The organism is Synechococcus sp. CS-1328 (assembly GCF_025128095.1).
Classification (GTDB): Bacteria; Cyanobacteriota; Cyanobacteriia; order PCC-6307; family Cyanobiaceae; genus CBW1002.
Genome location: NZ_JAHLYT010000030.1, coordinates 12,228 through 34,648 on the forward strand (window position 1 = coordinate 12,228; position 22,421 = coordinate 34,648).

At 66.3% G+C, this 22,421-nt stretch carries 21 protein-coding genes; 6 read left to right on the forward strand and 15 right to left on the reverse strand.

Translation table 11 applies throughout. The features are described from left to right. The first annotated feature begins 39 nt into the window (after positions 1–39). From bioD to bioA, 3 genes are read left to right on the forward strand one after another with little or no spacing between them, the layout of a single operon-like run. Positions 40–801 carry a dethiobiotin synthase gene (bioD, locus tag KQ310_RS04700; protein ID WP_259720627.1) on the forward strand — a complete coding sequence of 254 codons (762 nt, stop codon included), beginning with the start codon at positions 40–42 and terminating at the stop codon, positions 799–801. Beyond that, a complete protein-coding gene (locus tag KQ310_RS04705) occupies positions 780–935 on the forward strand; it encodes a hypothetical protein (protein WP_259720628.1) in 156 nt (51 codons plus the stop codon). The genes bioD and KQ310_RS04705 overlap by 22 nt, the downstream gene beginning before the upstream one ends. A gap of 11 nt (positions 936–946) precedes the next feature. Next, entirely contained in the window at positions 947–2,278 is a 1,332-nt protein-coding gene (bioA, locus tag KQ310_RS04710) for an adenosylmethionine--8-amino-7-oxononanoate transaminase (RefSeq protein WP_259720629.1), read from the forward strand. A gap of 13 nt (positions 2,279–2,291) precedes the next feature. Here bioA and KQ310_RS04715 read toward each other — a convergent pair whose 3' ends face one another. Both KQ310_RS04715 and KQ310_RS04720 read right to left on the reverse strand, forming a co-directional pair. Continuing rightward, positions 2,292–2,492 carry a DUF3143 domain-containing protein gene (locus KQ310_RS04715; RefSeq protein ID WP_259720656.1) on the reverse strand — a complete coding sequence of 67 codons (201 nt, stop codon included), beginning with the start codon at positions 2,490–2,492 and terminating at the stop codon, positions 2,292–2,294. Then, entirely contained in the window at positions 2,398–3,114 is a 717-nt protein-coding gene (locus tag KQ310_RS04720) for a J domain-containing protein (RefSeq protein ID WP_259720630.1), read from the reverse strand. The genes KQ310_RS04715 and KQ310_RS04720 overlap by 95 nt, the downstream gene beginning before the upstream one ends. Before the next feature lie 85 nt (positions 3,115–3,199). On the opposite strand from KQ310_RS04720, the gene rsmG reads away from it, so the two are divergent. Further along, entirely contained in the window at positions 3,200–4,012 is an 813-nt protein-coding gene (gene rsmG / locus KQ310_RS04725) for a 16S rRNA (guanine(527)-N(7))-methyltransferase RsmG (RefSeq protein WP_259720631.1), read from the forward strand. Between the two features lie 5 nt (positions 4,013–4,017). On the opposite strand, the gene KQ310_RS04730 is transcribed toward rsmG, so the two are convergent. The 6 genes from KQ310_RS04730 to KQ310_RS04755 all read right to left on the reverse strand — a co-directional run bounded on the left by KQ310_RS04730 (position 4,018) and on the right by KQ310_RS04755 (position 7,378). Next, positions 4,018–5,193: an aldo/keto reductase gene (locus tag KQ310_RS04730; protein WP_259720657.1), complete on the reverse strand. Its 1,176-nt coding sequence runs from the start codon at positions 5,191–5,193 to the stop codon at positions 4,018–4,020. A gap of 108 nt (positions 5,194–5,301) precedes the next feature. Continuing rightward, the gene (locus tag KQ310_RS04735; protein WP_259720632.1) at positions 5,302–5,700 is read right to left on the reverse strand and encodes a ferredoxin; all 399 of its coding nucleotides are present in this window, start codon (positions 5,698–5,700) and stop codon (positions 5,302–5,304) included. Continuing rightward, positions 5,697–6,089: a DUF1257 domain-containing protein gene (locus KQ310_RS04740; protein WP_259720633.1), complete on the reverse strand. Its 393-nt coding sequence runs from the start codon at positions 6,087–6,089 to the stop codon at positions 5,697–5,699. The genes KQ310_RS04735 and KQ310_RS04740 overlap by 4 nt, the downstream gene beginning before the upstream one ends. Before the next feature lie 18 nt (positions 6,090–6,107). Continuing rightward, on the reverse strand, positions 6,108–6,338 hold the full coding sequence (locus KQ310_RS04745) for a DUF2997 domain-containing protein (protein ID WP_259720634.1): 231 nt from the start codon (positions 6,336–6,338) through the stop codon (positions 6,108–6,110). Between the two features lie 43 nt (positions 6,339–6,381). Continuing rightward, positions 6,382–7,227, reverse strand: coding sequence for a HEAT repeat domain-containing protein (locus KQ310_RS04750; protein WP_259720635.1), 846 nt, complete (start codon positions 7,225–7,227; stop codon positions 6,382–6,384). A 25-nt stretch (positions 7,228–7,252) separates the two neighbouring features. Continuing rightward, positions 7,253–7,378, reverse strand: coding sequence for a hypothetical protein (locus KQ310_RS04755; RefSeq protein WP_255518220.1), 126 nt, complete (start codon positions 7,376–7,378; stop codon positions 7,253–7,255). Positions 7,379–7,481: 103 nt separating this feature from the next. Here KQ310_RS04755 and KQ310_RS04760 point away from each other — a divergent pair, with 103 nt between their 5' ends. Beyond that, complete coding sequence (locus KQ310_RS04760) at positions 7,482–8,804, forward strand: AmpG family muropeptide MFS transporter (protein ID WP_259720636.1); 1,323 nt, start codon at positions 7,482–7,484, stop codon at positions 8,802–8,804. A 24-nt stretch (positions 8,805–8,828) separates the two neighbouring features. Here the strand turns inward: KQ310_RS04760 and rlmN are convergent, their stop codons facing one another. The 7 genes from rlmN to rpsT all read right to left on the reverse strand — a co-directional run bounded on the left by rlmN (position 8,829) and on the right by rpsT (position 20,957). Beyond that, complete coding sequence (gene rlmN / locus KQ310_RS04765; protein ID WP_259720637.1) at positions 8,829–9,899, reverse strand: 23S rRNA (adenine(2503)-C(2))-methyltransferase RlmN; 1,071 nt, start codon at positions 9,897–9,899, stop codon at positions 8,829–8,831. Further along, the gene (locus tag KQ310_RS04770) at positions 9,899–10,057 is read right to left on the reverse strand and encodes a chlorophyll a/b-binding protein (RefSeq protein ID WP_259720638.1); all 159 of its coding nucleotides are present in this window, start codon (positions 10,055–10,057) and stop codon (positions 9,899–9,901) included. Before KQ310_RS04770 ends, rlmN begins: the two co-directional genes overlap by 1 nt. Positions 10,058–10,137: 80 nt before the next feature. Next, complete coding sequence (locus tag KQ310_RS04775) at positions 10,138–14,244, reverse strand: DNA-directed RNA polymerase subunit beta' (RefSeq protein ID WP_259720639.1); 4,107 nt, start codon at positions 14,242–14,244, stop codon at positions 10,138–10,140. A gap of 60 nt (positions 14,245–14,304) precedes the next feature. After that, positions 14,305–16,209: a DNA-directed RNA polymerase subunit gamma gene (locus KQ310_RS04780; RefSeq protein ID WP_259720640.1), complete on the reverse strand. Its 1,905-nt coding sequence runs from the start codon at positions 16,207–16,209 to the stop codon at positions 14,305–14,307. A gap of 46 nt (positions 16,210–16,255) precedes the next feature. Then, complete coding sequence (rpoB, locus tag KQ310_RS04785; RefSeq protein ID WP_259720641.1) at positions 16,256–19,546, reverse strand: DNA-directed RNA polymerase subunit beta; 3,291 nt, start codon at positions 19,544–19,546, stop codon at positions 16,256–16,258. A 265-nt stretch (positions 19,547–19,811) separates the two neighbouring features. Continuing rightward, on the reverse strand, positions 19,812–20,606 hold the full coding sequence (locus KQ310_RS04790) for a TatD family hydrolase (RefSeq protein ID WP_259720642.1): 795 nt from the start codon (positions 20,604–20,606) through the stop codon (positions 19,812–19,814). Between the two features lie 45 nt (positions 20,607–20,651). After that, entirely contained in the window at positions 20,652–20,957 is a 306-nt protein-coding gene (rpsT, locus tag KQ310_RS04795) for a 30S ribosomal protein S20 (RefSeq protein WP_259720643.1), read from the reverse strand. Positions 20,958–21,078: 121 nt separating this feature from the next. Here rpsT and hisD point away from each other — a divergent pair, with 121 nt between their 5' ends. Beyond that, the gene (gene hisD, locus KQ310_RS04800; RefSeq protein WP_399237656.1) at positions 21,079–22,416 is read left to right on the forward strand and encodes a histidinol dehydrogenase; all 1,338 of its coding nucleotides are present in this window, start codon (positions 21,079–21,081) and stop codon (positions 22,414–22,416) included. The last annotated feature ends 5 nt before the right edge of the window (positions 22,417–22,421 follow it).

Here is a 22,421-nt window from a genome sequence, read left to right on the forward strand (position 1 = left end):
TGCGGTTCTGCCTGCAGTGACACTGCCTTCGTCAACACGATGCCCGCCAGCCACCGCCACGACCCCTCCAGCCACCGCCACGACCCCTCCAGTACCGACCCAGCCACTGCCAGCGAAACAGCCGGCGGCGACACAGCGGGCGCGGCAGCCGAGAACCACAGCGGCCTGGTGATCTGCGGCACCGACACCGATGTGGGCAAGACGGTGGTGAGCGCCCTGGTGGTGCAGGGCCTGGGGGCCCGCTACTGGAAGCCGGTGCAGAGCGGCCTGGACGGCGAGGGGGATCGGGGCCGGGTGCAGGATCTGCTGCAGCTGCCCTCGGAACGGCTTCTGCCCGAGGCCTACCGGCTGCAGGCACCCGTCTCCCCCCATTGGGCCGCCGAGCGGGAGGGCCTCACGATCGACCCCGAGCACCTCAGGCTGCCCGCCGGCTCAGGAGCTCTGGTGGTCGAAACCGCCGGTGGTCTGTTGGTGCCGCTGCGCCGCGACTGGCTGCAGATCGAGCAGGTGCAGCGCTGGGGGCTGCCGGTGCTGCTGGTGGCCCGCAGCGGCCTGGGCACGCTCAACCACACCCTGCTCTCGCTCGAAGCCCTGCGGGCCCGGCGGATCCCGGTGCTGGGGCTGGTGCTGAACGGTCCCCTCCATCCCGACAACCCCCGCACCCTCGAACAGCTCGGCGGTGTGCCGGTGCTGGCGGAGCTGCCGCCCCTCGAACCCCTTGAGGCCAGTGGTCTGCAGCAGCAGTGGCAGTGCTCCGAGCTGCCCCGTAGGCTGCGGCCATGGGCAAGAAACACCTGTTGATCAGCGGTGCCGTGGCCGTGCTGTGCGCCGGCATCCTGGTGCTGTTCACCGACATCGAAGTGCGGACTGTGCACTGGTTCAACTGCGGCCCCTGGAGCAGCAGCGGCGAGAAGGCCTCGCAAGCCTGCCGCTGAGCCCACGATCGATGAACGGAAGCCCAACCTCGGAGGGTCTGGATCCGCTGGCCGCTCCTGGCTCTGGCTGGCATCCCAACCTCTGGCATCCGAACCTCTGGCATCCCACCACCCAGGTGGCCACGGCGGAGCCACCGCTGCGGGTGGTGGCTGGCAAGGGCGTCTGGCTGGAACTGGAGGATGGTCGTCGCCTGATCGACGCGATCAGCAGCTGGTGGGTGACCCTGCACGGTCACGCCGAACCTCGCATCGCCGCGGCGATCGCTGCCCAGGCCGTCAGGCTCGAGCAGGTGATTTTCGCCAATTTCCGCCATCCTCCGGCCGAACGGCTGGCCGAACGGCTCAGCGCCGCCACGGGGCTGGACCGCCTCTTCTTCTCAGACAACGGCTCCACCGCCGTGGAGGTGGCCCTCAAGATCGCCTGGCAGTGGTGGCACAACCGCGGTGAGCAGCGCTCCCAGCTGATCGCCTTCAGCGGGGCGTACCACGGCGACACCTTCGGGGCCATGGCGGTGGGGGAACGCTCCGCCTTCTCAGCAGCGTTCGAGCCGCTGCTGTTCCACGTGGCCCGCGCCCCCTGGCCCGCCACCTGGTGGTCTGACGACACGGTGGAGGCCCGCGAGCAAGAGGCCCTGCAGCAGCTCGACACCCTGCTGGACACCCCCACCGCCGCCGTGATTCTCGAGCCGCTGGTGCAGGGGGCCAGCGGCATGGCGATGGTGCGGCCGGCCTTCCTGCAAGCCGTGGAGCAGCGGGTGCGGCAGGCCGGCGCCCTGTTGATCGCCGATGAGGTGCTCACCGGCTTCGGCCGCTGCGGGGCCCTGTTCGCCAGCCAGCGGGCCGGCATCCAGCCCGACCTGATGGCCCTCTCCAAGGGCCTCACCGGTGGCTTCCTGCCCATGGGGGTGACCATGGCCCGCGAAGCGCTGTTCGAGGGATTCGTGGGGGAGCAGCCGCAGCTCACCTTCTTCCACGGCCACAGCTTCACCGGCAATCCGCTCGGCTGCGTCGCCGCCCTGACCAGCCTCGATCTGCTGGAGGAGAACCCCCAGCGCTATCGGGAGATCGAAGCACGTCACCGCCCCCACCTGGAGCGGCTGGCGGCCCATCCACAGGTCAAGCGGCCCAGGCTTCTGGGCGGCATCGCCGCCTTCGATCTGGGGGCCGAGCCGGCCAGTTACTTCAATCCGGCCGGAAAGGAGCTGGCACGGCGGGTGCGGCAGCACGGTGTCTTCCTGCGTCCGCTGGGTTCCGTGGTGTATCTGATGCCGCCGCTGTGCATTGACGCGGCGGAACTGGAAGCCTGCTACAGCGCCATCGCCACTGCCCTCAACGAAGGGTGAGCCTGCTGGGCGCTCAGGGTCCAGCCAGGATCGCCGCCTCCACATCGGCACGGGGCAGGCCATAGGGGAAGTGCCGCACGCTCTGCTGGCCCTCCTGGTGCCAGGTCACCTTGAGCTCCTCAACCTCCAGCACGATCTGGGCGCTCCAGCGGGGCTGGTGCAGATCCCACTGGGATGGATCCGTCCGCGACTGGCTCCCGCCCAGCTGGCGCAGCCAATCCTCCAGTCGGGGCAGGGGGTGCTTGTAGAGCGGGATCTCGGGAGGAATCGGGCTCGCCATCGTCGTGAAGGGCTGCGGCGGTGCCCTCAGTCTGCGGCGCAGGCCGCTCGTCAGGCTGCAGCGTGTTGACGTCGACCAGTGGGAGTGGGGCCTCCTCCACCCACCAGCTGGGGCGCTGGATCATCTCCACCCCCCGGGCCCAGGCGAGCCCCAGGCCCAGCACCAGACTCAGCACCAGGGCGCACCCCAGCAACAGCAGGGCGAACCACTCACCGCCAGAGAGAGGGCGACGCACCGGCACCGGGCGGGGCGCGGCACGCGGCGGGGCCGGCCGACTGACGGGCGCCACCGCCGCCAGGGCTGCGGCACGTCGCAACTGGGCGTCGTAGGCCTGACGGCGCTGCGGATCACTGAGCACGGCATAGGCCTCCTGCAGCCGCTGGAAGGCAGCCGCGGCTTCAGCCTCCGGCAGGGTTGTGGTGTCGGGGTGGAACCGCTTGCTGAGACTGCGAAAGGACTGCCGCAGCTCCTGGGCACTGGCGCCCGGATCCAGCTGCAGCAAGGCGTAGTGGCTCGGCGTGGGGAGGAGGCTGGAAGGGGTCGTCGGGCTGGGCATGGCCCCCGGGCTTGGCCGCGGCCGCCACGGGGCTGCCGCCAGGATGTGGGGGATCCTAGGGAGAACAGTCCTGGATCCTTTGCCGATGCCGAGCCGGCCCGATGCCCCCGCCCCGGAGGATGCCGCTGCCACTGCCACAGCCGATGCCACTGCCGGTCCAGCGCTGTGGCAGGCCCTGGGCTGGCAGCCCACGCAGCAGCAGCAGCAGCAGTTCACAGCGCTGCAGGAGCAGCTGCGCCTCTGGAACGGCCGGCTCAACCTCACCCGCCTGGTGGAGGGCGAAGACTTCTGGATCGCCCAGGTGTTCGACAGCCTCTGGCCCTTCCTGCCGCTGCTTCAGGCCGAGCAGACCCCTGCCGCTGACGCTTCACCCCTGGAGTTGATCGACGTGGGCACAGGCGGCGGCTTCCCGGGGCTGGCGGTGGCGATCGCCCTGCCCCGGGCCCGTCTCACCCTGGTGGATTCGGTGGGGCGCAAGGTGGAGGCGGTGCGGGCCATGGCGGCGGCCCTGGGCCTGGGCGAGCGGGTGAGCCTGCGCTGCGAGCGCATCGAGAAGACCGGCCAGGCGGCCGCCTGCCGCGGTCGCTTCGACTGGGCAATGGCACGGGCCGTGGCCAGCGCGCCAGTGGTGGCCGAATACCTGGTACCGCTCTTGCGCCCCAACGGCCAGGCCCTGCTCTACCGCGGCCAATGGAGCAACGACGATCAGGCCGCCCTGGACCGGGCCCTGGTGCCGCTGCGGGCCCGCTGCACGCCGAGCCAAGCCCGTGACCTGCCGGCTGGCCGCGGCATCCGCCACGCCCTGACCCTGACCCCCACCGGCCCCTGCCCCCGCACCTATCCGCGGGCGGTGGGGCTGCCCAGCAAGCAGCCCCTGGGGACGGCCATCGCCCGCTGACGGGATCAGGGCACCGCCAGACGCTTGGTCTGCTGCCCCCCGACCCGCTGACGCAACTGGCGCAGCAGCTCGGGAATCCGCGTGGCCCAGGGGCTCTCGCCCAACACCGCCTCAAGCTCCAGCTCGCTGACGGCGTGATCGAGCTGATCGGCATTCTCTCCCGGGAACCAGTGGCTGCCGTTGCCCAGCAGCCCGTAGCGAGCCCGGGCGAAGCTCTCCAGATCCCAGGCTTCGAGCAGCTCATACAGCCACAGCAGCACCGGCAGGTTGATCTGGCCGGGGGTCTGGCTCCAGTCCGGCAGGCCCTGGAACGCGGTGCCGAGCCAGGCGTCACCCAGGCGCTCGCGCCGTGCCGCCTGCAGGCGCTCCAGGATCGGCGGCAGCAGCTCGCCGGCCCGGGGCAACAGCTGCACCGCCTCCAGATGGAGATTCAGATCAGCCGGCCCTGCCGCCCCCACGCTGATCGTGTGCACGCCGGGATCCGAGAGACAGAAGAGATCGTTGAACACGATCGGATGCAGTGGTTCGCAGAGCTCCAGCAGACGCGGCGACGGGCTGTGCAGATGACCACCTTTGTCGGTGGGGCTGATCACGAACACGCCCATGTCGTGGGCACGGGCCCGATCGATGGCGGGGCGATTGTCCTGGCGGATGAAATACCAGTGCAGATTCACATAATCAAACTGATCGCTCTCGATCGCCGCCAGGATCAGCGGCAAGGGCGCATGGGTGGAGAAGCCCACCGATCCGATCCGGCCCTGCTGCTGCCAGCGGCGCACCACCTCCAGGCAGCCGCCGGGCCGCAGGGTCTGATCGAGATGCTCGGGCAGGTTGATGCCATGCACCGCCAGCAGATCGATGCGGCCGGGGCTCTGGGGATCGGCCAGCCCAAGGCGCCGGAAGCTGCGCTCCAGCTCGGCTTCAAAGGCGGCCGGATCCTCAGAGGGGGGCACCTTGGTCTGCAGCAGCCGCTGCGGATCGCTCACCGAGCCGAGCAGATCGCCCAACTGACGTTCAGATGTGCCGTAGTGGCGGGCGGTTTCGATGTGGTGCAGGCCCGCTGCCGCCGCCGTCTCCAGGGTGGCGCGCAGATTGGCCTGGCTGGCCGCGGTGATCGCATCGGCCGGCAGATCACTCCAGCTCTGCTGAAAGCGCATTCCCCCCAGCGACAGCACCGGCATGGCCAGCTCGGTGCGGCCGAAACGGCGGCTGGGGATCGGGGGCAAGGCGCTCAACGAGACAGCAAGTCAGGCGAGGGGACTCAGACGGTTGACTTCAGACGATTGATGTCAGCCAAGCGAAGAAGAGCGGCGCGGCAGGGTGCGCTTCAGCCGAGAGGAGGAGGGAAGCCCCAGGGGCTGGATGTCCTGCTGCTCGAGCTCGGCTTCGAGGGCCGGCAACCGCTCATAGGCCACCCAGTGGATGCAATCCACCGGACAGGTCTCGATCGCCTCCTGAATCCGTTCGGTGCTGTCGCCGTCCTGGCGGATGGCACGGGAGCGGCCCCAGTTGGGTTCCACCACGAAAGTATTGGTGGCCACATGGGTGCAGTAGCGGCAGCCGATGCAGACGGCTTCATCCACCCACACCGCCTGCTGCCGCAGAGCACCCCCCAGGACCGGCTCAAGGCCGCTGGGGGGGTCGACCTCGGTGGCAGCGGTGCGGAAGGCGAGAGCCGGGTCGCTCACCCGTCCCAACGGGTCACGACCAGCTCGATCGAACCATCGACCTGGCTGGTCTGCTCGCTCACCTGGAACCCCTCTTCAGCGGTGGCGGCCAGGATGCTGCGCAGGGCGTAGCGCTGCTGCAGCTGGGCCAGGAAGCGCTCCACAGGAATCGGCTGCTTCCAGAGGTCCAGATCCGTCACCAGTTCGTAGCTGCCGGCCTCGGCATTCCAACGGAAGCCGATGTCAGCACCGCTGCTCTGGGACACGGCCAGATCGGCCGTCACCGTCTGGCCGCGATAGCCACGCACCGGCCGCTCGCCCTCGGCTGGCTCGTGGCCGAGATCGGTAAGGGCGGCAACCAGCGCCTGGCGGTCGCGCAGCTCGGTTTTGACGGTACTGAAGTGAGACATGGTTAAGCGGTGCGCAGATCAGACGGAGGTGGAGCCGAGCTGTTCGAGGGACTGGGACTGGCTGGCGATGGACCCCTGGGAGACCCCGGCTTGGAAGGCCTCAGCCGTGGGGCGGCGCTGCTGCACCGAACCGAGGCGCGCCTCGATCCTCTCGGTGAGTTGCTGACAGCCTTCACCCTGGATTCCTTCCACCGTCTCCTCGACCCGACCATCGGGCCGGATGCGGAAACGGATGGTCCGCTGTGCCATCCCGAAGCCCAAAAGGGTGGCTGGATGCTAGCGGTGATTCCGATCAGCTGAGCAGGCCTTCCTCCACCAGGGTCTGCAGCCGCTCCAGCACATCCGGCTGCTCCAACTGCTCGAGGGCGATCCGCGCCTCGTCCCGCACGCTCGATTCACCGTCTTCCAGCATGGTGTGCAGCAGGGTCTGCACCACGTCCTGCTGGCGGGGTTCAACCAGTTCCGGATAGAGGCGCCCCAGGGCCCAGGCGCTGTTGCTGCGCACGGCGGGTTCACTGTCGATCCGCAGGCTCTGCAGCAGCTGGGCCGCCGCCGGATCGGCCTTGGCCGGCCCCGTGCTGCCCGCTTCCGCCAGGGAACTGGCCGCCCAGAGCCGCACGGCCGCCACGTCCACCTGCAGGGCGCGAATCAGGGGATTGAGAATCGGCGCCTCGGGATAGTTGCCCAGGCTCCAGGCCACCGCCTTGCGGACATAGCCGTTGTCGTCGCAGGAGAGCAGACCCAGCAGAGGCTCCACCGCCAGAGGATGGGGATTGCGCCCGAGGGCATAGACCGCACTCATGCGCACGATCGGGCAGCTGGCTCCCAGCAGCGGCAGCAGCAGGGGGTTGGAGCGCGGATCGCGGTGCTCGCAGAAGATCCGCAGACCCTGCATGCGCTGGTCATGGCTGCCCTGCAGCAGCTCCAGACCGGCATCGCACTCAGCCGCCACATCGAAGCTGTCCGGCCCGAGGCTGTCGAGCTCATCGAGCGGGTCACCGAGCAGTTCCACCGCCAGCTCGCGGGCCAGCACGTCCGGATCGAGGGCCAGTTCGGGCGGACTGAGCCACTGGGGCGGCGTGGCACCAGGCTCGCCCTGAGGCTCACGCGGATCGGAGGGCTGATGGTCTTCGCTCATGGCGGCGGTCCCGTCGGCGAGGAGATCAGAGGAGCGGAGCCGGGGCTGCCATGTCCCCGGGCAACCAGATGCGCGCACTCACCGCGACCAGGGCCAGGCCGAAGAGCAGCACGATTGCCGCCGGCAGCAAGGTAGAGCGAAAAAATTGCACGGAATCCAGATTTTGCTTCCCATTGTGACGGCCCGGGGTGACGGGCCTTAGTGACGGCAAACGGGAAGGCCGACCCTAGGGTTCGCCCACCCGCCCCGCACCGATGGCGTCTGAACGGATGGCGTCTGAGCCGGCAGCGACCCCTGGCACCGCGCAGCACAGGGGGGCAGACGGCACCGTCCGCCGCCTTGTGGCCGTGAGCGCCGAGGGTGTGGCCAGCGGGGCCCCGTTGATGGTGGGCAGCAAGCTGCTGCAGGGCTGGCTCACCGCCAGCGGCGTCCCCCTGGCGCTGATCGGCCTGATTCCGCTGGCGGAACTGCCCTACACGCTGAAGCTGTTCTGGGCGCCCCTGCTCGACCGCTGGCCGATCCCCTGGCCCGACCGGCGGCGGGGCTGGCTGCTGCTGATGCAGGTGATGCTGGTGGCAGTGATCGCCGCCATGGCGCTGCTGCGGCCCAGCACCGACCCGGCCAGCCTCACGACCATCGGCATCGCGGCGCTGGTGCTGGCGATCTGCAGCGCTACCCAGGACATCGCCGTGGATGCCTACCGCACCGACCTGCTGCCGGAGCACGAGCGTGGGCCGGGCGCCGCCGCTGCGGCGTTGGGTTACCGGGCCGCCATGCTGGCCATCGGGGCCGGGGGATTTCTACTGGCTGGCCGCTACGGCTGGCCCGCCGCATTCCTGGCCGCCGCCGCCCTGGTGGGAGCGGTGATTCCGTTCACGCTCACGGCACCGAAGCTCAAGCCAGTGGACCATGCCGTGACCAGCCTGCGCCAGGCGGTGCTGGGCCCGGCGAGGGAGTTCGTGCGCCGGGCCGGGCCGGGCCGCACCTGGCAACTGCTGCTGTTGGTGCTGCTCTACCGCTGGCCCGATGGCCTGCTCAGCGCCATGGCGATTCCCTTTCTGCAGCTGCGCGGCTTCAGTGCGGCGGAGATCGGCCTGGTGCAGGGCGGCTGGGCGATCGGCGCCACCATCGTGGGCACGGTGCTGGGGGGGGGCCTGTTCGCCTGGCTGGGCATGAACCGCTCCCTCTGGCTGTTCGCCGTGGCGGGAGCCCTGGGCAATCTCAGCTACTGGGCCCTGGCCCGCTTCGGCGGCGGCTTCACCGGACTGATCGCGGCGGTGAGCCTGGAGAACATCAGCGGCGGCATGGTGGGCGCCGTGTTCGTGGCTCTACTGATGAGCCTCTGCAACCCGCGCTTCTCCGCCACCCAGTACGCCTTGCTCTCAGGCGTCTATGCCATGAGCCGCTCGATCCTCTCGGCACCGGCGGGCGTGGTGGCGGAGCGGGTGGGCTGGCCCGCGTTCTTCCTGTTCACGGTGGCGGCGGCCGTGCCCGCCTTTCTGCTGCTGGCACGGCTGGCACCCTGGAACGAAGCGGAAGCCCGCGGCGCCTTTGATCCGGCCAAGGATCCCACCTGAACGGTCAGGCCAGGCCCTCGATCTTCAGGCCGGCGTGAGCCTTCGACGCAGCTGCCCGCAGGCCGCATCCTGATCCAGGCCCCGGCTGGCACGCACACTCACGGCCACATGCCGCTCCTGCAACGCGCGCCGGAAGGCCTCCACCCGCTCAGGACTGGGACGTTGAAACTCCTCCTCTTCGATCGGGTTGTAGGCGATCAGATTCACATGGCTCTGAAAGCCTCGCAGCCGCTGAGCCAGGGCCGCCGCCTGACGGGGGTGATCGTTGAGACCACCGAGCAGGATGTACTCAAAGCTGACCCGACGGCCCGTGATCGCCACGTAGCGGCGGCAATCCTCCAGCAATGTCTCAATCGGATAGGAGTGGGCCGTGGGGATCAACTCCTCCCGCAGCCGCTGATCCGGTGCATGCAGACTTACGGCCAGGGTGAACTGGGCCCGGCCCAGGCGCTCCAAAGCGCGCTCAGCCAGGGTCGGGAGCGTGCGCGGCACACCCACCGTGCTCACCGTGATCTGACGCTGGGCCATGCCCAGATCGCGGCAGAGGCAATCGATCGCCGCCAGCACGGCCTCCGTGTTGAGCAGCGGTTCGCCCATGCCCATGAACACCACGTGGCTGGGGCGCAGGTCCATCGCCTGGCGCACACTCAGCACCTGATCGACGATCTCGTGCACCGCCAGGGAGCGTTGCAAGCCGCCCTTTCCCGTGGCGCAGAAGCGGCAGGCCATCGGGCAGCCCACCTGGCTGCTGACACACACCGTCAGCCGCCCCTCCGCCGGGATGCCCACGGTTTCCAAGCTGAGGCCGTCGGCGGTGCCCAGCAGCAATTTGGTGGTGCCGTCGCGGGCGACACTGCGGTGCAGCTCCCTGGAGCGGCCGATCCAGTCAGCCGAACCCGCTGGTGGCTCTGCGGCCAGGCTGTCGCGCCAGGCCTTCGGCAGCGCCGAGACATCCGCGAGGCGCCGGGCGCCCTTGGCGTAGATCCAGTCGTGCAGCTGCCGGCCGCGGAAGGCTGGCTGGCCCTGGGATTGCGCCCAGGACTCCAGCTCCGCCAGACCCATCCCCAGCAGAGGCAGCGGCGCCGTGCTCCCCATCAGGGGGTCACCAGCAGCCCATGCCCCAGAAACCACTCCACCCCAAGCAGCGCCATGAAACCGAGCATGGCGAGACGGCCATTCAGGATCTCGTTATGGGTGTGAAAGCCGAAGCGCGGCAGTCGACGCTGGGGAACCGGGGTGGTGGTGGCGGTCATGGCGAAAACAGCAGAACGTCAGAACGGAATCCCGGCACCAGCCGCGTGGGGGGCGAAAGGATCGGCGCAGGAAAGAGACCTCAATCGTCGCTCAGCAGACCCTCCTCCTGAAGACCCTCGACGGCATCGGGGTCAGGGATCAACTCCTCCTGCAAACCATCGTCCGCCCCAGGGCGGGTGAAGGCGGCATAACTGCTGCCCTCGATGCCATGACGGCTGCGGGTGGCTTCGAGATCCGCATCGGAGGGATCGTCGAGCACCGCGGTGGAACTGGCCGGCGAGGGGAGTTCCACCGTGTAATCAGGGCGGAGGTTCTGCATGCGGCGGTAGCTGGCGTTCTCCTCCTCCAGGATGTCGGGATGGGGGCCCGCCTCAGCACGCAGCTCCTCTTCGAAGCCGCCGAAGCCGGTGCCCGCAGGGATCAGGCGACCAATGATCACGTTCTCCTTGAGTCCGCGCAGCCAGTCGCTCTTGCCCTCGATCGCGGCCTCGGTCAGCACCCGGGTGGTTTCCTGGAAGGAGGCCGCCGAGATGAAGCTGTCGGTGTTGAGCGAGGCCTTGGTGATCCCCAGCAGCACCGGGGTGAACTCGGAAGGAGCACCACCGGTGATGGCCATGGCGGAATTGACCTGCTCCACCTGACGCAACTCGATCAGTTCGCCGGGCAGCAGGGTGGTATCCCCCGCATCCTCGATCCGCACCTTGCTGGTCATCTGACGCACAATCACCTCGATGTGCTTGTCATCGATCGAGACGCCCTGGCTCTTGTAGACGTTCTGCACTTCCTGCACCATGCGGTACTGCAGTTGTGAGATCGCCTCCTGAGCCGCCTCCATCGTGGGTTTACGACTGCGGCGATCTTCGAAGAAGCACTCCAGCAGCTCGTGGGGGTTGATCGGACCATCGGTCAGCAGCTCACCGGCCAACACCTGCTGGCCATCGCTGACCATCACGTTGCGGCCCAGCAGGATCGGGTACTCGGTGATCGCGTCATCGGCCTCGATCACCGACACCGTGATCGAATCATCGTCTTCACCCTGCTTGATCTGAACCGTGCCGTTCTTGCGGCAGAGCACGGCTGATTCCCGCGGGCGGCGCGCCTCCAGCAGTTCTTCGATCCGGGGCAGACCCTGCACGATGTCGCCGGTCTTCTGACGTTCGAACACCAGCAAGGCCAGGCCATCACCACGCTGCACCAGCTCACCGTCACGCACGTGCAGCACCGAATCGGGCGAGACCATGTAGGGACGACCGAGGCGGATGGTGACCTCGCCGGCATCGATCGCCTCCACCTGACCGCAGCAGGGAGCCACAAGGCCCTCGGCCAGGACATCACCTTCCACCAGCCGCTGGCCGATCACCACCTGGGGAGCTGCGGACCCTAGCGGGATGGCATGGGTGTCGCCTTCGCGCTCGACGATCAGGCGACGCACCGGCTCGTCAGCCAGCAGTTCAGGCAGCTGGACCACACCGTCGTACTTGCAGAGGATCTGGGTGGTGGCCACCACATCCCCGCTCTTGACGGCATCACCGTCCTGCACCTGCAGCTCGGTATGGGTGGAGCCATGGCTGGCATCGGACAGGGTGTCGCGGCGAACCAGCAGGGATTCGAGGATCACCAGCTGCAACCGTTCGATCGTCTTGGCCCGCTTGTCGGGCACAACCTCCACGTCCACGGTCATCTGTGGTGTGGTGTCGAAGGTGTCCAGAATCAACTGAGTGCGCAGCAATTCGACTCCCTCCACACTCTTGATCAGCTCGCCATCTTTGAAGGTGAGGCGCTGCGTGGCCTTGAGCCCCAAAGAGGGGCCACCGCTCTGCTTGACCGAGCCCAGGTCGGGCAGATGGGCCTCATCAGGAATGGTGTATTCCTCCACTGGACGGAGCAGCAGGGCGCCACCCTCAGGCGTGTCAACCGTCTCGACAAACACCATGGCCTCGGCCTTGAGGGAAGGGGCAATGTCTTCGCCGGGATTCACCAGCTTGCCCTCGCCGAAACGGCTGAGAACTTTGCTGTCGGACACCAGATGCAGGGTGCCGGTACGAACAATGATCTCGCGCAGAATGTCGTTCTTCTGCGTCACGGTCACGATGCCGGCGGTCTGGCTGAAGATGTCCTTGACCACCTCCGTGCCAGCCTCAATCCACTGGCCATCTTCGATCATCAACAAGGAGATGTCCTTGTTGATTTCATGGGTCTCCTGCGGGATCCACAGCAGCGTGCCACCCTTGCTCACCTCATAGCCGTTCTTGGCACTGCGGGCCTTTTTGATCGACAGGCCTGGGGCATACTTCACCAGACCGCCGGTCTGGGTGCGGAACCGGTCATCGGCCAGCTCGGCGATCACCTCACCGGCACCGATCTTGCTGCCCGGAGCTGTCTTGAGCAGATAGCGGCTGTTGTCTTTGCCATCCAGATACCAGGTTTCACCCGAGTGGTTGGATTCACCGACCAGCTTGCAGTCGCGCAGGGTGAGGCTGGCCGTCACGATCTGCACTTCACGTGAATCGCCGGCCGAATCCCGCAGCCGCACAGCACCGCCGTATTCACTCACGAGACGACTCTCCGCCAGCACCTCACCCGTCACCACCGGCTTGGTTCCCTGAACCACCGGTTGCGCGTTGGGGGGAAGGTTATAGACATCACCACTGAACACCCAGAGCCGACCCAGGCGAGTGGCCTTGAGGGTGATGTTGCCTTGGCGGTCGGTGACCTCCTTGGGCTGGATCACATCCTCATAACGCACCTGACCGGCCAGGTCGCAGATCACATCCTTGGTGGCCTTTTCGACGCTCTTCTTGGTGGTGGCACCGGAAGAGATCTGGGCCAGCATCGTATCCCCAGGGGTGACGGCGCCATCGGCCACGAACAGCAACGAGCCGCTGCTGATGTCCAGCTTCTGGACTTTGCCCTTGCCCGTCGGTTTCACCGTCAGGGTGAAGTCGGTTTCGGCAATCTGGGCTTCGACGCCGTGGGGCGTGCGGAAACCACGCACCCGCGCCTTGGATCCGAACTCGACCACACCCTCCACCAGGGAGCGCACCACGCCGGTTTCAGCGGTGGACACACCACCGGTGTGGAACGTCCGCATGGTCAGCTGGGTGCCCGGCTCACCAATTGACTGGGCCGCGATGATGCCCACGGCCTCGCCCAGGTCGACCAGTTCGTTGTGCGCCAGGGCCCAGCCATAGCACTTGCGGCAGACAGAACGCGATGCCTCACAGGTGAGCGGCGAACGCACCACCACGGAGCGCACCCCAGCGGCCTCGATCCGCTTCGAGGTCGGGGGATCGATTTCTCCATCGCGATCCACCAGAATCTCGCCATTCGCATCCACCACCGGTTCACCGGCGAGGCGACCCGTGAGTTTGGGACCGAAACGGCCCTTCTCATCGGCCTCAATCACGATGCCGCGGGTAGTGCCACAATCGTCTTCCCGGACAATCACATCCTGGGCCACATCCACCAGACGGCGGGTGAGATAGCCCGAGTCTGCGGTGCGCAGGGCCGTATCCACCAGGCCCTTGCGGGCCCCGTAGGAGGAGATCACATATTCGGTGACCGTCAGACCTTCGCGGAAGTTGGTGCGGATCGGCAGGTCAATGATCTCCCCCTGAGGGTTGGCCATCAGGCCGCGCATACCGACCAACTGACGCACCTGGGACATGTTGCCCCGGGCGCCAGAGTTGGCCATCATCCACACCGAATTGAGCGGATGATTCTCATCAAAGTTCCGCTTCACGGAGTTGACGAGACGCTCGTTCGTTTCAGTCCAGGTGTCAATAACCTTGGTGTGCCGCTCCACCTCGGTGATCTCACCCAGGCGATAGCGCTCTTCTGTTTCCGTGATCTGCTGCTCTGCCTCTCGCAGCAGCTGCGGTTTGTCGTCCGGCACCTGCAGGTCGTCCACCGAGATCGACACGGCGGCCTGGGTGGCGTAGTGGAAACCAAGGTCCTTGAGCTCATCGGCCATGGCCGCCGTGGCGGCCGTGCCGTGGTTCTTGTAGGCCCAGGCCACCAGGTTGCGCAGGGCCTTCTTGTCGATCACGCGGTTGCGGAACGGCGGCGCCATCTTGCTCAGCGGCGCATTGCGGCCCTCAGCGGTGAGGGTGGACTCAACAACAGCCGCAGCCGCAGCCGCAGCTTTGGCCTTGGATTTGCTGGATTTGGACGAGGTGGCGGTCATGGCAGCGCGCGCTGGAGAAAAACGAAAAGAGAAAGAAAAACTGTTCTGCTCTGCCGAAACTCAGGCGGCAGCCACCGCGTCGATGATGGTGTGGTTGATCACAACCCGACCCACCGTGGTGAGCAGATAGCGGCTGATCAGGGCGCCGTCTTCATCGAAACGATCGCGGCGATACTTCCACTGCTCGATGCGGGTCCCGTCGCTGAGGGTCTCTTCCAGCAAGGGAGCGCTCTCCTCGTCGTCGCTCTCCACTTCACCGGAGAAACGCACCCAGACCCAGTCATGCAGGGTGAGGTGCTTCTCCTCGAAGGCGGCGATCACGTCGTCGAGGCTGGCGAAGCTGCGGCGGCGATCGCCAAACGCAGGCTTTTCAAAATCGGGCTTGACGGCCGTGAGGTAGTAGGCGCCGAGCACCATGTCCTGGGAGGGGGTGATGATCGGTTCACCGGTGGCCGGCGAGAGGATGTTGTTGCTGGCCAACATCAACATGCGGGCTTCGGTCTGGGCCTCAATCGCCAGGGGCACGTGCACGGCCATCTGGTCACCGTCAAAGTCGGCGTTGAAGGCGGGGCAGACCAGTGGGTGCAGCTGGATCGCACGCCCATCGACCAGTTTAGGCTCAAACGCCTGAATACCGAGGCGGTGCAGGGTCGGGGCCCGGTTGAGCAGGATCGGATGGCCTTCGATCACCTCCTGAAGCACCTGCATCACCTCATCATCGGCGCGCGCAATCAGCTTCTTGGCGGCTTTGATGTTGTTGACGATGTTCTGACGGATCAGGCGATGGATCACGAACGGCTGGAACAGCTCGATCGCCATCTCCTTGGGCAGACCACACTGGTGCATCTTGAGCTTGGGGCCCACCACGATCACGGAACGACCGGAGTAGTCGACCCGCTTGCCGAGCAGGTTCTGACGGAAGCGACCCTGCTTCCCCTCGATGATGTCGCTCAGCGACTTCAGGGCCCGGTTGTTGGCCCCCACCACGGTGCGGCCACGACGACCGTTATCGATCAGCGCATCAACAGCTTCCTGCAGCATCCGCTTTTCATTGCGGACGATGATCTCAGGAGCGAGGATCTCCTGCAGACGGCCTAAGCGGTTGTTGCGGTTGATGACGCGACGATAGAGATCGTTCAGGTCGGAGGTGGCGAAGCGGCCCCCGTCGAGCTGCACCATCGGACGCAGATCGGGCGGGATCACCGGGATCACATCCAGCACCATCCAGTCCGGCTTGGCGCCGGTGGCGATGAAGTTGTCGATCACACGCAAGCGCTTGATCAGCTTGGCCCTCTTTTGGCCCTTGCTGGCAGCGATATCCTCGCGCAGCTGCTCAGCAATCACGGGCAGATCAAGGTCTTCGAGCAGCTGCTTGAGAGCCTCGGCGCCAATGCCCACTTGGGGCTCATTCTCGATTTCCGAATCCTCGGCGTAGATCTGATCCTCGATTTCGAGCCACTCATCCTCGGTGAGCAACTGCTTGTAGGTGAGGTCCTTGTGGTCGCCCTTGTCGAGCACCACATAGCAGTTGAAGTAGACGATCTGCTCCACATCCCGCAGGGGCATGTCGAGCAGAATTGCCACGTAGCTGGGAATTCCCTTCAGGTACCACACGTGCGATACCGGGGCCGCCAGCTTGATGAAGCCCATGCGATGGCGACGCACCCGACTCTCCGTAACTTCCACACCGCAGCGCTCGCAGACGATGCCGCGATGCCGCACACGCTTGTACTTGCCGCAGTGGCACTCCCAGTCCTTCGACGGGCCGAAGATCTTCTCGCAGAACAAGCCGTCCATCTCCGGCTTGAGCGTGCGGTAGTTGATCGTTTCCGGCTTGGTCACCTCACCCACCACCTGACCGTTGGGCAGCGTGCGCTGCCCCCACTGCATGATCCGCTCGGGCGAAGCGAGCGTGATCTTGACGTAGTCGAAGTGATTCTCGGTGCGGAGGTTGCTGTTGGACATGGGCTTGGAGCGCGCGGAGGTCGAAGGGAACGGAACGGATCAGCGATCAGTCGTCGTCGTAGTCCGCGACGCCGAGGGATTCGTAAGTGGGACGGCTGGGGGTGCTGCGGCGTGGATTGACGTCCTGCATCAGATCCACCTCCTCACCGGCATCGGTGTAGACGGCGATGTCGAGCCCCAGGGACTGGAGTTCGCGCATCAGCACCTTGAACGACTCGGGCGTGCCAGGCCGGGGGATCGGCTTGCCCTTGACGATGGCGTTGAGGGCTTCGTTGCGGCCCTGCATGTCGTCGGACTTGACAGTGAGCAGTTCCTGCAGGGTGTAGGCGGCGCCGTAGGCCTCCAGGGCCCACACCTCCATCTCCCCAAGGCGCTGGCCACCCTGCTGCGCCTTGCCGCCCAGGGGCTGCTGGGTCACCAGGGAGTAGGGGCCGGTCGAACGGGCGTGGATCTTGTCGTCGACCAGGTGGACCAGCTTGAGAATGTGAGCGAAGCCCACCGTGACCGGCTGATCAAATGGTTCGCCGGTGCGGCCATCCACCAGCTGGATCTTGCCGGGGTTCTCAGGGTCGTAGACCCAATCCTTGCCGGGAAGGGCCTTGGCCGCTTCCAGGAAAGCCTGCACGGTCTGCTTCGACATCTCGGGGCCGTGCATCTCATCGAAGGGCACCACCTTCACCCGTGACTCCAGGTGGGACGCCGCCCAGCCCATCAGGCACTCGAACACCTGACCGACGTTCATCCGGCTCGGCACACCCAGGGGGTTGAGCACGATGTCGATCGGCGTGCCATCGGGCAGGTAGGGCATATCTTCCCGCGGCAGGATGCGGCTGATGATCCCCTTGTTGCCGTGGCGGCCGGCCATCTTGTCGCCCACCTGAATCTTGCGGCGCTGCGCCACATAGACCCGCACAACCATGTTGGCGCCCGGCGGCAGTTCATCACCCTGCTCCCGGGTGTAGATGCGCACGTCAACGACGCGGCCGCGCTCGGTGCTGGGCACCCGCAGGGAGTTGTCGCGAACATCACGGGCCTTCTCGCCAAAGATGGCGCGCAGCAGTTTTTCCTCGGGGGGCTGATCAGATTCGCCCTTCGGCGTCACCTTACCCACCAGGATGTCGCCACTCTCGACATAGGCACCGATGCGGATGATGCCCATCTCATCGAGGTTGCCAAGGCTCTCCTCGGCAACGTTGGGAATCTCGCGAGTGATTTCCTCGGGGCCGAGCTTGGTCTGACGAGCCTCGATCTCATACTTCTCGATATGCACCGAGGTGTAGAGATCTTCCTGAACAAGGCGATCACTCACCAGGATGGCATCCTCGTAGTTGTATCCCTCCCACGGCATGTAGGCGATCAATACATTCTGACCCAAGGCGATTTCACCGCCCTCGCAAGCGGATCCATCGGCCAGCACCTGACCGGCAATCACCGGATCGCCCAGCTTGACAATCGGGCGCTGATTGAGGCAGGTGTCCTGGTTGGAGCGCTGGTATTTCTGCAGATAGTGGGTGTGATCCACACCGAATTCATCGCGGATCACGATCGCGGTGGCATCCACGAACGAAACCGTGCCGTTCACCTTGGTGATCGGCACCATGCCGGAGTCGCGAGCCACCTGCGTTTCCAGACCGGTGCCCACCAAGGGGCGCTCCGGACGCAGCAGAGGCACGGCCTGCCGTTGCATGTTCGAGCCCATCAGGGCACGGTTGGCGTCGTCGTGCTCGAGGAAGGGAATCAACGAGGTGGCTACCGAAATCACCTGCACCGGCGAGAGCTGGACATAGTCCACCTGCTCGGGAGGCACTTTTTCAAAGTCCTGGCGGTAGCGCACCGGCACCAGTTCGGCGGTGATCAGGCCGGTGGAGTCGGTCGGCACGTCGCCAGGGGCGACGCGGCACTCATCTTCCAGGTCGGCGGAGAGGTAGATCGGATCGCCCTGCTTGAGCACGATGCCCTCTTCCACCTTCCAGAAAGGGGTTTCGATGAAGCCGTACTCATTCACCCGGGCGTGGGTGGCGAGCGAACCGATCAGGCCGGCATTCGGACCTTCCGGCGTTTCGATCGGGCAGATCCGGCCGTAGTGGGAGGGGTGAATGTCGCGCACGGCGAAACCGGCCCGCTCCCGGGTGAGGCCCCCTGGACCGAGGGCGCTGATGCGCCGCTTGTGGGTGAGCTCCGCCAGGGGATTGGTCTGGTCCATGAACTGGCTCAGCTGACTGGAGCCGAAGAACTCCTTGATCGCCGCCACCAGGGGCTTGGGGTTCACCAGCTGGGCCGGGGTGAGCGATTCGGTCTCGCCGACCGTCATGCGTTCCTTGATGATCCGCTCCAGGCGGTTGAGGCCCACACGCACCTGGTTCTGCAGGAGTTCACCCACCGAGCGCACCCGGCGATTGCCGAGGTGATCGATGTCGTCGAGGCTGGCGCCACCGACATCAAGTTCCAGATTGATCAGGTAATCGATCGTGCTGAGCACATCCTCCGGCGTGAGGGTGCGGGTCGCATCGGGGATCGTGAGGCGAAGTTTCTTGTTGATCTTGTAGCGACCGACCCGGCCGAGGTCGTAGCGCTTCGGATCGAAGAAACGGCTGTGAAGCAGCTGCTGACCGCCGCTGACGGAGGGGGGCTCACCGGGCCTCAGCTTCTTGTAGAGCTCCAGCAGGGCCTGATCCTCAGAGGCGATGCCCTCGTCGTTGGCCGCCTCGATCGACTTCTGGTAGTACTCCGGATGCCGCAGCTTGTCGAGCACATCGTTGTCCGACAGGCCGATGGCGCGCATCAGCACGTGGGCGTTGATCTTGCGGGTCTTGTCGACACGCACATGCAGCAGGTCGTTCTTGTCGGTCTCGAACTTCAGCCAGGCACCGCGGTTGGGGATCAGGCTGGCGTTGAAGGTCTTGCGGCCGTTCTTGTCCTGCTCATCCTTGAAATAGACCCCGGGGGAGCGCACGATCTGGTTGACGATCACGCGCTCGGCGCCGTTGATGATGAACGTGCCACGCTCGGTCATCAGAGGCAGTTCACCGATGAACACCTCCTGCTCCTTGATCTCGCCAGTCTCCTTGTTGACCAGGCGGCAGGTCACATACATCTGTGACGCAAAGGTGGCATCGCGGCGCTTGGCCTCTTCCACGTCGTGGCGCGGACGCTTGAGCCGGTACTCGCTACCGATGAAGTGCAGCTCCAGCTTGCCGGTGTAATCGGTGATCGGAGAGAAGCTCTCGAGCTCTTCGATCAGGCCCTTCTCCAGGAACCATTTGAAGCTCGCCCGCTGTACCTCCACCAGATCAGGGAGGTAAGTGGCGGTCTTGGCGACCTGGATCGCGCTGCTCATGCGGTGGACCTGCAGGAACGGTGGGGTAAAAAATGGGCTCGGTGGAACGGCAACGGCTGTGGACACCGTTGGGGAAATGCCACCGATGGGCTTGAGGGGGCTGGGGTGCAGCTGAGGCCGGTGAGCCAGGGCTGGAGAGTTCCGACATGCGAACAGCCGCTCCTGGCACCAGGAACGGCCAGCGCTGCCGGCTCTCTTTACGGGACTCGCTTCACGGCTGCAGGCGTCGACAAAGGAGCGCTTCCGCTACCAAGGCAATAAAAAATCATACACTGTCAAGCCCCAGGCCGAACAAACGTGCTGCGTTGGCGCTGCTGGTCTGGGCCACCTGCTCGAGGCTCTCGCCCCTGAGCTCGGCAACCCTGGCGGCCACGGCAGCCACGTAAGCGGGTTCGTTCCGTTTGCCGCGTCTTGGCACGGGGGCCAGGAAAGGGCAATCGGTTTCGACCAGAAAACGATCGGCGGGCACTGCCCGAGCGCAGGCATGGGTGGCTTCGGCCTTGGGAAAGGTGACCGTGCCGCTGAAGCTGATCAAAAGACCCAGCTCCAGAAAACCGGCCATCTCCTCCGGGGTACCGCCCCAGCAGTGCATCACCCCACGGGGGCAGCGCTGATCGGAGGCGCGATCGCGCAACAGATCCAACATGGGCTCGGCCGCATCGCGGCAGTGGATGATCACCGGCAGATCCAGCTCCACCGCCAGGTCCAGCTGGGGCACAAGAACCGCCAGCTGCTCGTCGAGATTCTGGACCCGGAACAGATCCAGACCCAGTTCGCCGATGGCCACAACCCGGGAATCGTCGAGGGCTGCCTGACGCAGCACCTTGGCGGTATCGGACTGCCAGTGCTCCGTATCCAGAGGATGGACACCCACGGAATACCGGAGCTCAGGGAAACGATCCGCCAAGGCACGGATCGCCGGGATCTCCGAGGGCTCGACGCAGGCATGGACCAGGCTCCGAACTCCGGCTTCACGCCAGCGCTGGGCCACTAGGTCGATGTCGTCGTCGAAGTTCCGGAAAACGATGTGGCAATGGCTATCAACCAGGGTCGCCGGCATGGGGCCTTGCAGAGGGACTGGGGTGATCGACCGGAAACGGCCGGATCAACCGACAGCAGCGGCAGGCTCGATCGCCTTCTTGACGGCGGCGCTGATGCGCGACTTCTGATGGGCACCGGTGTTGCGGTGCAGAACACCACACTTCACGGCCTTGTCGATCTTGCTGAAGGCGGCGCTCATGCTGGTCTGAACCACGTCCTTGGTCTGATCGCCCGGCTCCTGCGCATAGCTGGTGCAGGCGGTGAAGCAGCGCTTCATCAGGGTCCGCAAAGCCGACTTGTAGGTGCGGTTCCGCTGGCGGTTGCGCTCCGCGATCTCGATGCGCTTCTTCGACGACTTGTTATTGGCCACAGGCGTACTGGCGCGGATTCGGCAAACGAGGATCCTACCGGTCGGCCCATCACCCCCTCGATGAGCCGAGCACTAGCGTGCTTCCAACCTCTGCAGCGCCGGTCCTCCGCGCCTCCGCCCCGTGGTTGCCTCCGCCCCTGCCGCCGCCCCCGACCGAGCCCAAGGTCCATTGCGACTGACGGTGCTCCACGATGCGGCGGCGGCGTGGGAACAGCTCGAGGCGATCGCCGAACGCACCAGCGGCAGCCGCCTGCAGCAGGAACAGCAGCGGGTGGAGGAGATCCTCGAGCAGGTGCGCCGCCAGGGCGACCAGGCGCTGTTGGAGCTGACCGAACGCTTCGATGGCATCCGCCCCGACCCGCTGCGCATTGCGCCGGAGCGCCTGGAGCAGGCCTGGCAGGAATGCCCGAGCCAGCTGCAGGCCGCGCTGACCCTGGCGCAGCAACGCATCCTCGCCTTCCACGAGCGGCAAAAGCCTGAAGATCTGGCCGTGACCGGCCCCCACGGCGAGCAGCTCGGGCGCCGCTGGCGACCGGTGGAGCGGGCTGGCCTCTACGTACCCGGTGGCAGGGCCTCCTACCCCAGCACCGTGCTGATGAATGCCGTGCCGGCACGGGTTGCCGGCGTCGAGCGCCTCGTGATGGTGACCCCACCGGGCCCCGGCGGCGAACCGAACGCCACCGTGCTCGCCGCGGCCCATCTGGCTGGGGTGACGGAGGTGTACCGGATCGGCGGCGCCCAGGCCGTGGCGGCCCTGGCCTACGGCACCGAAACGATCCCCCGGGTGGATGTGATCAGCGGCCCGGGCAACCTCTACGTGACTCTGGCCAAGAAGGCGGTCTATGGGCGGGTGTCGATCGATTCGCTGGCGGGCCCCAGCGAGGTGCTGGTGATCGCCGATCACACCGCCCGCGCCGACCAGGTGGCCGCCGATCTGATGGCACAGGCCGAACACGACCCCCTCGCCGCCGCGATCCTGCTGACCACCAGCGCCGAACTGGCCGCAGCCATGCCGGCCGCCCTGGAGGCCCAGCTGGCTGGCCACCCGCGGGCCGCCATCACCCGCAGCGCCCTGGAAGACTGGGGCCTGATCGTGCTCTGCGCTGATCTGGAGGAAGCGGCGGCCCTGAGTGATCGCTTCGCTCCGGAACATCTGGAGCTGCTGGTCCACGACCCCCAAGCCCTCGCCGACCGCATCCGCCATGCCGGCGCCATCTTCCTGGGCCCCTGGAGCCCCGAAGCCGTTGGCGATTACCTGGCCGGTCCCAACCACACCCTGCCCACCTCAGGCACGGCCCGCTTCGCCGGGGCCCTGAGCGTGGAGACCTTCCTGCGCCACACCAGCCTGATTCACTTCAACCGGGCAGCGCTGGAGGCCACGGGCGCGGCGGTGATCACCCTGGCCGAAAGCGAGGGGCTGCACAGCCATGCCGAGTCGGTGCGGCGGCGGCTCAACTGACCCCC